Raw genomic sequence first — 12,867 nt, forward strand, 5'->3', positions numbered from 1 at the left:
CAACTAGCGACAGGACCGGGCCCTTCATGGCATCACCGGATCGCGAGGCCGAGCCGCATTTCACACGACCCTACCGTCAGATCCTGACGATGCTCATCGTTCTGGGGCTGGTGGGCTTTGGTGCCTATGTGGCCTATCCACAGGTCGCACCGGTGTTTCTTGCCAACCCGTGGCTGAACGGGTTCATCGGGTTCGTCTTCGTCATCGGGGTCTTTGCCTGCTTCTGGCAGGTGATCCAGCTGATCTCGTCGGTGATCTGGATCGAGGGCTTTGCGTCAGACCGGCCGGGTCATCAGTTCACCAGTGCGCCCCGGCTTCTGGCATCGCTCGCCGCGCTTCTAAGGAAGAAGGGCGCGCGGATGCAGCTTGGTGCGACGTCCACGCGGTCGATCCTCGACTCGGTTGCGACGCGTATCGACGAAGCGCGGGATATCACGCGATATATCGTCAACCTTCTGATTTTCCTTGGCCTTCTGGGTACGTTCTACGGGCTTGCCACCACCGTCCCGGCGGTGGTCGACACGATCCGGAATCTCGCCCCGCAGGAAGGCGACACCGGCGTCGAGACTTTTTCGCGCCTCATGACAGGGCTCGAGGCGCAGTTGGGCGGCATGGGCGTGGCGTTTGCATCCTCGCTTCTCGGCCTTGCGGGATCGCTCGTGGTCGGCCTTCTGGAGCTTTTTGCGGGACACGGGCAGAACCGCTTCTATCGCGAGTTGGAGGACTGGCTGTCCACCATAACCCGCGTCGGGTTCTCAGCCGAAGAGGGCGGAGGCGCGGATGCCGGTGCGATTTCGCAGCTGGCCGAGCACATGGCGATGCGCCTAGACCAGATGCAGGCCTATTATGCCGAGACCGAGAGCCGCCGCGAGGCCGCCGAGGACCGGCTGGGCATGCTGGCCAATGCTGTGTCGCGTCTGGCTGACCGGATGGGCGAGGGCGACATGTCCCATTCCTCGCCAGACCAGACCCGCAACGCCGAAGCGCAGGAGCGTCTGGCCGAGGCGCTGGAAGCGCTTCAGCGAGACGGAATCGGGCAGGTGGACGCCGAAAGCCGGATGCGCCTGCGCTCGATGGATGTGCAGATGCTGCGTATCCTCGAAGAGATGTCCGCCGGGCGTCAGGAAAGCCTTGGCGAATTGCGCGCCGACCTCTCCGAACTGATCAAGGCCGTCCGGATGCTTGCCCGCGACCGGGCGATGTAAGCCATGGCGCTGACGCGGCGATCGGTTCAGCGGATGTCGGCCTCGATCTGGCCGGGCTTCGTGGATGCGATGACGGCGCTTTTGCTGGTACTGATGTTCGTGCTGTCGATCTTCATGATCGTACAGGGCATCCTCCGTGAGACGATCACGGGTCAGGAAACCGAACTGGATCAGCTTGCCGCCGAAGTCACGTCTCTCAGCCGCGCGCTTGGTCTCTCCCAACAGGAAACCGCGCGGCTCGAAGACAACCTGACCAGCCTTCAGGCCGAAAGTGCACGTCAGGCCAACCTGATCGCGAACCTGACCGGGCAGCTTGACTCGCAGGCGCGGGCGCTGTCCGAGCGCGATGCGGCCATCGCCAGCTTCGAGGAACAGGTGGCGACGCTTTTGGCGGAACGGGACGCTGCGCTGGCCGAAGGGGCCACGCTTGCCGCGACGGTCGAAGACCTGGAAGCAGCTCGCGCAACTCTTCTGAGCGAGCAGGACGCGCTGAACCTTGCCCTTGCCCGCGCCCGCGACGAGATCGATGCACAGGCCGAGGCAGCCCGCCTTGCCGCTGCGCGCCGCGAGGCGTTGGAGGCGATGACGGCCGAGTTGCAGGCCGAGGCCGCGGCGCGTGAGACGACGCTGGCCGAGACGTTGAACGCTCTGGAGCAGGCGGAACTGGCCGCGACCGAAGCCGAAGCGCTCAGGGCGGAGGCCGAAGCCCTGACCGAGGAACTGGACGCCGCCGAGGCCGCCCGGCTCCGTGAACTGGCCGCCGCTGAAGCGCTCCGCGCCCGTCTGGCTGATGCCGAGGCGACGCTTTCCGAAGAGGAGCAGGCCCGTCTGGCAGAAGCCGCGGCGGCGGAGGCGCTCCGCGAACGACTGGAGAATTCCGAGGCCGAACTGACCGCCATGTCGCTCGCCCTCGAAGAACAACGCCGGCAGGCCGAGGAAACCCTGACGCTGCTTGCCGCGGCCCAGTCCGTCGAGGATGAGCTGAACGCGCGGCTGTCCGAGGCGCTGATCGCACTCGAATCGAGCGAAGGCGCCCTCAGCGAAAGCCAGGGCGCGGCGGAAGAGTTGGAAACCAGGCTGGCGCTGGCGCTCTTGGAGCGGGACGCGGCCGAGGCCGAGGTGGCCGAATTGCGGGCATCCCTCTCAGCCGCCGAGCAACGCCTCGCCGAACTGGGCGAGACAGCGGAAGCGCGCGATGAGCGCGTCGCAGCCCTGATCGAGGAGCGCGACCGACTGCGCGCCGAGGTCGAGACCCTCTCCGCCGCGGCGGGCGATGCCCTCACTATCCGCGAGCAATTGGCCGCCGCCCTTGCCGCGCGCATCGCCGCCGAGACGGCGACCGAGGATGCGCTGACCGAACGCGAACGCCAGGCTGCTCTTCTGGCCACCGCACGCGAACGTCTCGCCGAAGAAGAAGCACTCTCGGCGGAAAGTCAGCGGCAGGTGGCGGCACTCAACGAACAGGTGGCGGCGCTCCGCGCCGAACTGGGCTCGCTTCAGGCACTCCTGGATGACGCGGTGGCGCGCGACAGTGCGGCGCAGGTCCGGATCGAGGCGCTTGGCAGCCAGCTCAACACGGCGCTTGCCCGTGCGGCGGCAGAGGAAAAACGCCGCGCCGAGCTCGAGGCCGCCGAGGCCGAGCGCCTGCGGATCGAGGCCGAGCGGCTTCAGAGCGAAGTCGCGAACCTTGCCGACTACCGTTCGGAATTCTTCGGTACTCTCCGCCGTCTTCTTGGTGACAGAGAAGGGATCCAGATCGTCGGAGACCGGTTCGTCTTCTCGTCCGAGGTTCTCTTTGAAAGCGCGTCCGCCACGCTTTCGCCCGAGGGTCAGGCGCAGATCGCCGAGGTCGCGGGAATTCTGTCGGACATATCCGGCCAGATTCCGGACAGCATCGACTGGATCGTGCGGGTGGACGGGCATACCGACAACGTCCCGTTGTCGGGGACCGGCGAATTCGCGGATAACTGGGAGCTCAGTCAGGGACGCGCGCTCTCGGTGGTGAAGTTTCTGACCGAGGCATTGAACTTCCCGCCTGAGCGACTGGCGGCAACCGGCTTCGGGGAATACCGTCCCGTCGACCCGGCCGACACCCCTGAAGCCCGCGCCCAGAACCGCCGGATCGAACTGAAACTCACCGAGCGCTGACCCCGTCCCCAAACGGAGCGGTCCTATCGGACCGCACACGACATTTGCGCCGCGCCTCTGCGCGTCGCGGTGCCTCCGGCGGGGATTTTCCGGACCCAAAGAAATGCAAGGCAATCCGCCCTCCATTCTTTGGGTCCCGGAAATTCCGGGGTGAGGCGCGGTACGCGCCGAGGGGCGGAGCCCCTGATCCACATAGAAAAATGCCCCGCCGAAAGGCGGGGCACATTTGGATCAAACCGTATCGTCTGGTCAGTCGGCGGTGAGCAGCGGGGGCTTTTTCGAGCCGATCCGCTTGGTCTTCTTCTCGATCCGAAGCTCGAGCTTTCCTTCCTTCACGCCAACCTTGACGATCCCGCCGCTGGCCAGCTTGCCAAAGAGGAGCTCTTCCGCGAGCGGCTTCTTGATCTCTTCCTGGATCACACGACCGAGCGGGCGGGCACCCATCTTGTCGTCGTAACCCTTGTTCGCCAGCCATTCCGCTGCGGGCCGTGTCAGTTCGATATGGACGCCGCGGTCCATGAGCTGCGCTTCGAGCTGCAACACGAACTTTTCGACCACCTGCAGGATGACCTCTTTCGGAAGCGGCGCGAAGGAGATCGTGGCGTCCAGGCGGTTCCGGAATTCGGGCGTGAAGGTCCGCTCGATGGCGGCCGTATCCTCGCCCTCGCGACGGTCGCGGCCGAAGCCGATGGCGGCCTTGGACATCTCCGCGGCGCCCGCGTTCGACGTCATGATCAGGATCACGTTCCGGAAATCCACCTGCCGGCCGTTATGGTCGGTCAGCTTGCCGTGATCCATCACCTGCAGGAGGATGTTGAATACGTCCGGGTGCGCCTTTTCGATCTCGTCGAGCAGGAGCACGCAATGCGGGTGCTGATCGACGCCGTCGGTCAGAAGACCGCCCTGATCGAAGCCGACATAGCCGGGAGGTGCGCCGATCAGGCGGCTGACCGCATGTTTCTCCATGTACTCCGACATGTCGAAGCGGAGGAGTTCCACGCCGAGCGTATCGGCCAACTGTTTCGCCACCTCGGTCTTGCCGACGCCGGTGGGGCCCGCGAAGAGGTAGTTGCCGATTGGTTTTTCCGGTTCGCGCAGGCCCGCGCGGCTCAGCTTGATGGCCGAAGAAAGCGCTTCGATCGCCTTGTCCTGACCGAAGACCACGCGTTTCAGCGTCGCCTCCAAGTCCTTCAGCACCGCCGCGTCGTCCTTGGAGACGTTCTTGGGCGGGATGCGGGCGATCTTGGCGACTACGTTCTCGATCTCGGTCACGCCGATGGTTTCGGCGCGCTGGTCCTGTGCGACGAGATGCTGGGCCGCGCCCGCCTCGTCGATGACGTCGATCGCCTTGTCGGGCAGCTTCCGGTCGTTGATGTAGCGGGCCGAGAGTTCGACCGCCGTACGGACAGCATCGTCGGTGTATTTGACGTGATGGTGATCCTCGAAATAGGGTTTGAGGCCCAGCAGGATCTGCACCGAATCCTCGACTGTCGGCTCATTGACGTCGATCTTCTGGAACCGGCGGCTGAGCGCGCGGTCCTTTTCGAAGTGCTGGCGGAATTCCTTGTAGGTGGTCGAGCCCATGCAGCGTAGCTTGCCACCCTGAAGCGCGGGCTTCAGCAGGTTCGACGCGTCCATCGCGCCGCCCGAGGTCGCACCGGCGCCGATCACCGTATGAATCTCGTCGATAAAGAGGATCGCGTCGGGGTGCTCTTCCAGTTCGGTCACGACTGCCTTCAGGCGCTCTTCGAAATCGCCGCGATAGCGGGTGCCGGCCAGAAGTGCGCCCATGTCGAGCGAATAGATGGTTGCACCCTGAAGCACTTCGGGCGTCTGCTTTTCGACGATCTTCTTGGCAAGGCCTTCCGCGATGGCGGTCTTGCCTACGCCCGGATCGCCCACCAGAAGCGGGTTGTTCTTGCGACGGCGGCAGAGCACCTGAATGCAGCGCTCGACCTCGTGCTCGCGACCGATCAGCGGATCGACGTCGCCCTTGGTCGCCTTGGCGTTCAGGTCGACGCAGTACTTGGCCAACGCCGATTCCTTGGCGTCTTCGTCAGGGGCACCGGCCGCGGCCTGAGCTTCTTCTTCGAAATCGGTGGCGCCCGAAACCGAGCGGCTTTCACCGAAGGACGGGTCCTTTGCCACGCCATGGGCAATGAAGTTGACGGCGTCGTAGCGGGTCATGTCCTGCGCCTGCAGGAAATAGGCCGCGTTCGATTCGCGCTCGGCGAAGATTGCGACAAGGACGTTGGCGCCCGTGACTTCGGTCCGGCCCGAGGACTGGACGTGAATCGCGGCACGCTGGATCACGCGCTGGAAGGCGGCGGTCGGCACGGCCTCGGACCCTTCGATCTCGGTCACGAGGGTCGACAGATCGTCGTCGACGAAATCGTTCAGCGTCTTCCGCAGATCCTCAAGATCGACCGAACAGGCCTGCATGACCTTGGCCGCATCCGGCTCGTCGATCAGCGCCAGTAGCAGATGCTCCAGCGTGGCGAGCTCATGGCGGCGGGAATTGGCGATTGCCAGCGCCGCATGGATGGCGTCTTCGAGCGTTTTCGAAAATGATGGCACGCTCCGTGCTCCTTACGTCAAGGGCCGGGAGGGGTTTGGCGGCCCCGTCCAGACCGTGGCCTCTTACATGTTAGAGTTCGGTTAGTTTTCCGAACCTTCAAGAGTTTTTTCCTCACAAGCGCTCACATTTTCTCCGATAGAGGCATGTTACCCCCCGTGACGGCGGAAAATCGGGCGAACTCAGAAGGCATCCTTGCGCCGCCGGATCTCGGCGAAGACGGCGGCATCGCTCTTGCCGGTCATATCTAGGGCGGATTTGACCTCATGCAATCCCGCGCGCAGGAACGGGTTCGTGGCCTTCTCGAGCGACAGAAGCGAGGGCACCGTCGGCAGGTTTGCACCGCGGTAGGTGGCGATGTCGCGCACCCGTTGTTCAAGCGCGGCGTTGTCGGGTTCGATCGTCTGGGCGAAGCGTGCGTTTGCGGCGGTGTATTCGTGCCCCGAGCAGATCAGCGTATCGTCGGGCAGGGCGGCCAGTTTCGACAGGCTGTCCCACATCTGTTCCATCGTGCCTTCGAACACCCGGCCACAGCCGCAGGCCATCAGGCTGTCCGCAGTGAATGCGATTTTCGCGTCGGGAATATGAAAGGCGATATGTCCGATCGTATGCCCCGAGACGTCCATCACGTGAACCGCGGCATCCGCGAAGTCGAAGCTGTCGCCGTCCTGGTGGGCCTCATCCAATTGGGGCAGACGTGCCGCATCGGCAGCGTTGCCGCGCACGACAGGAGCGAAACGCTCGCGCAGGGGAGGCAGCCCCTCGACATGGTCGGTGTGGTGGTGGGTGATCCAGACTTCGTCGAGTGACCAGCCGCGCCGGTCGAGCTCGGACAGGATGGGAGCGGCTTCGGGCGCATCGATCAGCGCCGTGCGACCGTTCCGCCGCAGAAGAAAGGCGTAGTTGTCCGAGCGGCAGGGGATCGTGACAAGATCGAAGGGCATGGCAATGTCTTCCTTTGCGGCTATGGTCCCCCCATCAATCTGGATCCGTTGACCGCCCGGGGCAAATGCATCTCGACGTAATCGACCTCAGAAAGTTCTATTACCGGACGGCACTTGGCCGGGCTGCGCAGCGGTCGGTGCGGGATCAGGTGCGCACACTCTGGCCAGATGCCTCGCGACAGAACGTGCTGGGGTTCGGCTTTGCCGTGCCCCTTCTCCGGCCTTACCTTGGTGAAGCCCGGCGCGTCATCGGGCTGATGCCGGGGCAGCAGGGCGTGATGCCGTGGCCCGCCGGACTGCCGAATGTCTCGGTTCTCTGCGAGGAGACGCTCTGGCCGGTCGAGACCGACAGCATCGACAAGCTGATCGTCATGCACGGGCTGGAGACAAGCGAGCATCCGGTCGCGCTTCTTGATGAATGCTACAGGGTCATGGCCCCCGAGGGGCGCGGGCTTTTCATCGTGCCGAACCGGGCTGGGCTGTGGTCGCGGCGGGACAAGACGCCCTTCGGTTTTGGCCGCCCCTACACACTTGGCCAGCTTGAAGCGCAGCTTCGGATGATTGGCCTCGTGCCGTCGCGCCATGTGGCCGCGCTGTTTCATCCACCGACCGATACGCCGTTCTGGCTGAAGACCGGGCCCATGTGGGAACGCCTCGGGCGGAAACTGTCCAATCGCTACGCAGGCGGCGTTCTGATGGTGGAAGTCACGAAGCAGGTTCCGGCGCCGCCACGACGCGGCCTCCGCGAGGCGGTTCGCCGCCCGCTCAAGGCGCTGGACGGGCTCGGTCAGCCCGAGGCCAAGCCCGTCTGACCCCCCGGTTTCGGTGCGCGAATAACGCGCAATCCGTCGCACCTATCGCTAAGTCATTGTTTTTGTAAGAGTCGGGCCTTGTCCACAGTGGTCCATACCCTGTTGCGGGGTCGGAAACCGTCTGCTACACGACCGCTGATTTGAAGCGCCGGGTGCTGCACCCGATCAGCTTCCTTGTGGCCTGGGGTGCCTTGTCGCCTCGGGGAAGAGCAAGAAAACAACGGCGGAAGGGGTCACGTGTCGGAATCAGCATCTCAGTCCACCGGCGTCGCGTCGCGCTATGCGATGGCGGTGTTCGAACTGGCCAAGGAAAACGGCGAAATCGACGCGCTTGAGCGTGACATCGCCGCGCTCGACGGCGCAATCGCGGATAGCGCGGATTTCCGCGACCTGATCCATTCCCCCATCTATTCGCGCGACCAGCAGTCGGCGGCCGTTGCGGCACTGGCCGACAAGATGGGCCTGACCGCCACCGTCGCGAACACGCTGAAGCTGATGGCGTCCAAGCGCCGCCTCTTCGTGCTTCCGCATCTGCTGATGGTCCTCAAGGACGTCATCGCAGAGGAAAAAGGCATCGTCACGGCCGAGGTGAGAACCGCGCGGCCGCTCTCCGACGAACAAGCCGCCAACCTTGAAGCCACGCTCAAGGACGCCGTCGGCAAGGACGTCACCATGCAAATCTCCGTCGATGAAAGCCTCATCGGCGGTCTTATCGTCAAAGTGGGCTCGAAGATGATCGACACGTCGATCAAGTCCAAGCTCGCGGCCCTCCAGAACACCATGAAAGAGGTCGGATAATGGCAATCCAGGCAGCCGAGATTTCGGCAATCCTAAAAGACCAGATCAAGAATTTCGGACAGGAAGCCGAAGTCGCTGAAGTCGGCCGCGTGCTGTCCGTCGGCGACGGTATCGCCCGTGTCTACGGCCTCGACAACGTTCAGGCCGGCGAGATGGTCGAATTCCCCGGCGGCATCATGGGGATGGCGCTGAACCTGGAAAGCGACAACGTCGGCATCGTTATTTTTGGTGACGACCGGGACATCAAAGAAGGCGACACCGTCAAGCGGACCAACGACATCGTGTCGGTCGGCGTGGGCGACGCTCTTCTGGGCCGCGTCGTGGACGCGCTCGGCAACCCGATCGACGGCAAGGGCCCGATCGCGACGACGGAAAGCCGCGTGGCCGACGTCAAGGCGCCGGGCATCATCCCGCGCAAATCGGTGCACGAGCCGATGGCGACCGGCCTCAAGGCCATCGACGCCATGATTCCGATCGGCCGTGGCCAGCGGGAACTGATCATCGGTGACCGTCAGACCGGCAAGACCGCCGTGGCGCTCGACACGATCCTGAACCAGAAGAGCTACAACGACGCCGCCGGCGACGACGAATCGAAAAAGCTCTACTGCGTCTACGTTGCTGTCGGTCAGAAGCGTTCGACCGTGGCCCAGCTGGTGAAGCGTCTCGAAGAATCGGGCGCCATCGAGTATTCGATCGTCGTGGCCGCAACCGCCTCGGACCCGGCTCCGATGCAGTACCTTGCGCCCTATACCGCGACCGCCATGGCGGAATTCTACCGCGACAACGGCCGCCACGCCCTGATCATCTACGATGACCTCTCGAAGCAGGCCGTCGCATACCGTCAGATGTCGCTGCTCCTTCGCCGTCCGCCGGGCCGCGAAGCCTATCCGGGCGACGTGTTCTACCTCCACTCCCGCCTGCTCGAGCGTTCGGCCAAGCTGAACGAAGACAACGGCGCTGGTTCGCTGACGGCTCTGCCGATCATCGAAACCCAGGGCGGCGACGTGTCGGCGTTTATTCCGACCAACGTGATCTCGATCACCGACGGTCAGATCTTCCTTGAAACGGAACTGTTCTATCAGGGCATCCGTCCTGCCGTGAACACCGGTCTGTCGGTGTCGCGGGTCGGTTCGTCGGCGCAGACCAGCGCGATGTCGTCGGTCGCCGGTCCGGTCAAGCTGTCGCTTGCCCAGTACCGCGAAATGGCCGCCTTCGCGCAGTTCGGTTCGGACCTCGACGCCTCGACGCAGCGCCTGCTGAACCGTGGTGCGCGCCTGACCGAGCTGATGAAGCAGCCGCAGTATTCGCCGTTGACCAACGCCGAAATCGTCGTTGTCATCTTCGCGGGCACCAACGGCTTCCTCGACAACCTCAAGCTTGCCGACGTTAGCCGGTTCGAAAAGGGTCTTCTGGCGCATATGCACTCGAAGCATTCCGACGTGATGGACTGGATCACCAACGAGGATCCGAAGATCAAAGGTGACGCGGCCGACAAGCTGAAAGCCGCCATCGAGGACTTCGCCAAGGACTTCTCGTAAGATCTGACCGGAAGGAACGGGATACATGCCCAACCTCAAGGACCTGAAAAACAGGATCAACTCGGTCAAGTCGACCCGGAAGATCACCCAGGCGATGCAGATGGTCGCCGCCGCCAAGCTTCGCCGTGCCGAAGAGCAGGCCGAGGCGGCGCGACCCTATGCCGAGCGTTTCAACGCGGTGATGTCCGAACTGGCCCAGTCGGTCGGTGACAGCGACAGCGCGCCCAAGCTGCTAAGCGGCACGGGCAGCGATCAGACCCACCTGCTGGTGGTGATGACGGCCGAGCGCGGTCTCTGCGGCGGCTTCAACTCGTCGATCGTAAAGCTTGCGCGCTATCAGGCGAACAAGCTGATCGCGGCTGGCAAGACCGTGAAGATTCTGACCGTCGGCAAAAAGGGCCGCGAGCAACTGCGCCGCGACCTTGGTGATCACCTGATCGGCCATGTCGATCTGAGCGACGTCAAGCGCCTTGGCTATGCCGATGCGCAGCGCATCGCCGAGGACGTCCTGTCGCGCTTCGATGCGGGCGAATTCGACGTGGCCAAGATCTACTACTCGGTCTTCGAAAGCGTCATCAGCCAGAAGCCGACCGAAAAGCAGATCATCCCTGCAACGTTCGACGCGCCCGAGGGTGAGGCCGACGACGCCTCGACTGTCTACGACTACGAGCCGGGCGAAGAAGAGATCCTTGCCGATCTCCTGCCGCGCGGCGTGGCCACGCAGATCTTCTCGGCGCTTCTGGAAAACGCCGCGTCGGAACAGGGTGCCCGGATGAGCGCCATGGACAACGCGACGCGGAACGCGGGCGACATGATCGAGAGACTGACTATCGAGTTCAACCGGACCCGTCAGGCAGTCATCACCAACGAGCTTATCGAAATCATTTCGGGCGCCGAGGCGCTCTAAAAGACCGGAGAACCAGAAATGGCAAACGCAAAAGGCAAAGTGACCCAGGTCATCGGCGCCGTCGTGGACGTGCAGTTCGACGACCATCTGCCCGAAATTCTGAACGCGCTGGAGACCGACAACAACGGCAACCGCCTTGTTCTCGAAGTCGCTCAGCACCTTGGTGAGAACACGGTTCGCACCATCGCCATGGACGCGACCGAGGGTCTGGTCCGTGGTCAGGTCGTGACCGACACCGACGGCCCGATCCAGGTGCCGGTGGGCAACGCAACGCTCGGGCGTATCCTGAACGTCATCGGCGAGCCGGTGGACGAGGGCGAGCCCGTCGTGGCCGAGGAAAAGCGCGCCATTCACCAGCCCGCACCGAAGTTCGACGAACAGTCGACGGAATCGGAAATCCTTGTCACCGGCATCAAAGTCGTCGACCTGCTGGCCCCCTACTCGAAGGGCGGTAAGATCGGCCTCTTCGGCGGTGCCGGCGTGGGCAAGACGGTTCTGATCATGGAACTGATCAACAACATCGCCAAGGTGCACTCGGGTTACTCGGTGTTCGCCGGTGTTGGTGAACGGACCCGCGAGGGCAACGACCTTTATCACGAGATGATCGAATCCGGCGTTATCAAGCCCGACAACCTGTCGGAGTCGCAGGTGGCCCTGGTTTACGGTCAGATGAACGAGCCTCCGGGGGCCCGTGCCCGTGTTGCGCTGACCGGCCTGACGCTGGCCGAGCAGTTCCGCGACCAGTCCGGTACCGACGTTCTGTTCTTCGTCGACAACATCTTCCGCTTCACGCAGGCGGGCTCCGAGGTGTCGGCGCTTCTGGGCCGTATTCCTTCGGCGGTGGGCTATCAGCCGACGCTGGCGACCGACATGGGCGCCATGCAGGAGCGGATCACCTCGACCAAGGCAGGCTCGATCACCTCGATTCAGGCCGTCTACGTTCCCGCGGACGACCTTACCGACCCCGCGCCCGCCACGACCTTTGCCCACCTCGACGCCACGACCGTTCTGTCGCGTGCCATTTCCGAGCTTGGCATCTATCCGGCCGTGGACCCGCTCGACTCGTCTTCGCGGATCCTCGACCCGGCCATCGTGGGTGAAGAGCATTATCAGGTTGCCCGTGACGTGCAGGGTATCCTTCAGCGCTACAAGTCGCTGCAGGACATCATCGCGATCCTCGGCATGGACGAACTGTCGGAAGAGGACAAGCTGACCGTGGCCCGCGCCCGGAAAATCCAGCGCTTCCTCTCGCAGCCGTTCGACGTTGCCAAGGTCTTCACCGGTTCCGACGGCGTTCAGGTGCCGCTTGAAGACACGATCTCGTCGTTCAAGGCGGTCGTCGCCGGCGAGTACGACCACCTGCCCGAAGCTGCCTTCTACATGGTTGGCGGTATCGAAGAGGTGAAGGCGAAAGCCGAACGCATGGCCGCCGAAGCGGCGTAAGGGGGCCTTATGGCTGACACGATGCAATTCGACCTGGTTTCGCCCGAGAGACGTCTCCTCTCGGGTCAGGCCAAGGCGGTCCGCATTCCGGGCGCCGATGGCGACATGACGGCAATGCCGGACCATGCGCCCACGGTTACCACGCTCCGTCCTGGCGTTCTGACGGTCGAGATGGATGGCGGCGAAGAGAAGTTCGCTGTTACAGGCGGCTTTGCCCAGATCTCGGCGGAAGGAACGACCGTTCTTGCCGAAGAGGCCCTGCCTCTGGGCGAGGTTACCTCGGAATTCCTGAGCGAGCGTGTGGCGAAGGCCGAAAAGGCCCGCGATGAGGCCGAGGGCGATGCCATCGACAGCGCCGCGAAACTGGTCTCCGACCTTGTCGCCATGGGCGACGAGATCGGCATTCCGGCAAGCAGCCGCGCACCAGCGCCGTAATCGTATCTACAAGCGATTTTTCCAAAGGGGCCTTCGGGCCCCTTTTCCTTTTCTGGGGCCGA

At 63.7% G+C, this 12,867-nt stretch carries 10 protein-coding genes; 8 read left to right on the top strand and 2 right to left on the bottom strand.

Annotation, left to right across the window (positions count from 1 at the left end):
• Positions 1-26 precede the first annotated feature (26 nt).
• A complete protein-coding gene (locus GQ651_RS11595; protein ID WP_160764413.1) occupies positions 27-1,205 on the top strand; it encodes a biopolymer transporter ExbB in 1,179 nt (392 codons plus the stop codon).
• A 3-nt stretch (positions 1,206-1,208) separates the two neighbouring features.
• Positions 1,209-3,353 (top strand): peptidoglycan -binding protein, encoded by a 2,145-nt coding sequence (locus GQ651_RS11600; protein WP_160764414.1) that lies wholly within the window; start codon positions 1,209-1,211, stop codon positions 3,351-3,353.
• Positions 3,354-3,602: 249 nt separating this feature from the next.
• Here GQ651_RS11600 and clpA read toward each other — a convergent pair whose 3' ends face one another.
• A complete protein-coding gene (gene clpA / locus GQ651_RS11605; RefSeq protein WP_160764415.1) occupies positions 3,603-5,930 on the bottom strand; it encodes an ATP-dependent Clp protease ATP-binding subunit ClpA in 2,328 nt (775 codons plus the stop codon).
• 180 nt (positions 5,931-6,110) lie between these two features.
• Positions 6,111-6,872, bottom strand: coding sequence for a hydroxyacylglutathione hydrolase (gene gloB, locus GQ651_RS11610; RefSeq protein ID WP_160764416.1), 762 nt, complete (start codon positions 6,870-6,872; stop codon positions 6,111-6,113).
• A gap of 65 nt (positions 6,873-6,937) precedes the next feature.
• Between gloB and GQ651_RS11615 the strand changes: the two genes are divergently transcribed.
• The 6 genes from GQ651_RS11615 to GQ651_RS11640 all read left to right on the top strand — a co-directional run bounded on the left by GQ651_RS11615 (position 6,938) and on the right by GQ651_RS11640 (position 12,805).
• Positions 6,938-7,684 (top strand): class I SAM-dependent methyltransferase, encoded by a 747-nt coding sequence (locus GQ651_RS11615; protein ID WP_160764417.1) that lies wholly within the window; start codon positions 6,938-6,940, stop codon positions 7,682-7,684.
• 237 nt (positions 7,685-7,921) lie between these two features.
• The gene (locus tag GQ651_RS11620; RefSeq protein WP_160764418.1) at positions 7,922-8,482 is read left to right on the top strand and encodes a F0F1 ATP synthase subunit delta; all 561 of its coding nucleotides are present in this window, start codon (positions 7,922-7,924) and stop codon (positions 8,480-8,482) included.
• Complete coding sequence (gene atpA / locus GQ651_RS11625) at positions 8,482-10,020, top strand: F0F1 ATP synthase subunit alpha (RefSeq protein ID WP_160764419.1); 1,539 nt, start codon at positions 8,482-8,484, stop codon at positions 10,018-10,020. The genes GQ651_RS11620 and atpA overlap by 1 nt, the downstream gene beginning before the upstream one ends.
• A gap of 25 nt (positions 10,021-10,045) precedes the next feature.
• A complete protein-coding gene (locus GQ651_RS11630) occupies positions 10,046-10,927 on the top strand; it encodes a F0F1 ATP synthase subunit gamma (RefSeq protein WP_160764420.1) in 882 nt (293 codons plus the stop codon).
• Between the two features lie 18 nt (positions 10,928-10,945).
• The gene (atpD, locus tag GQ651_RS11635; protein WP_160764421.1) at positions 10,946-12,370 is read left to right on the top strand and encodes a F0F1 ATP synthase subunit beta; all 1,425 of its coding nucleotides are present in this window, start codon (positions 10,946-10,948) and stop codon (positions 12,368-12,370) included.
• 9 nt (positions 12,371-12,379) lie between these two features.
• Positions 12,380-12,805: a F0F1 ATP synthase subunit epsilon gene (locus tag GQ651_RS11640; protein WP_160764422.1), complete on the top strand. Its 426-nt coding sequence runs from the start codon at positions 12,380-12,382 to the stop codon at positions 12,803-12,805.
• Positions 12,806-12,867: the final 62 nt, after the last annotated feature.

This window comes from Kangsaoukella pontilimi (genome assembly GCF_009830125.1).
In the GTDB taxonomy this organism is placed as follows: Bacteria; Pseudomonadota; Alphaproteobacteria; order Rhodobacterales; family Rhodobacteraceae; genus Kangsaoukella; species Kangsaoukella pontilimi.

Coding starts and splice junctions, on each gene's coding strand:
- gloB (WP_160764416.1), bottom strand. CDS start 6,872: ATGCCCTTCGATCTTGTCACGATCCCCTGCCGCTCGGACAACTACGCC.
- atpD (WP_160764421.1), top strand. CDS start 10,946: ATGGCAAACGCAAAAGGCAAAGTGACCCAGGTCATCGGCGCCGTCGTG.
- GQ651_RS11600 (WP_160764414.1), top strand. CDS start 1,209: ATGGCGCTGACGCGGCGATCGGTTCAGCGGATGTCGGCCTCGATCTGG.
- atpA (WP_160764419.1), top strand. CDS start 8,482: ATGGCAATCCAGGCAGCCGAGATTTCGGCAATCCTAAAAGACCAGATC.
- GQ651_RS11640 (WP_160764422.1), top strand. CDS start 12,380: ATGGCTGACACGATGCAATTCGACCTGGTTTCGCCCGAGAGACGTCTC.
- GQ651_RS11595 (WP_160764413.1), top strand. CDS start 27: ATGGCATCACCGGATCGCGAGGCCGAGCCGCATTTCACACGACCCTAC.
- GQ651_RS11615 (WP_160764417.1), top strand. CDS start 6,938: ATGCATCTCGACGTAATCGACCTCAGAAAGTTCTATTACCGGACGGCA.
- GQ651_RS11630 (WP_160764420.1), top strand. CDS start 10,046: ATGCCCAACCTCAAGGACCTGAAAAACAGGATCAACTCGGTCAAGTCG.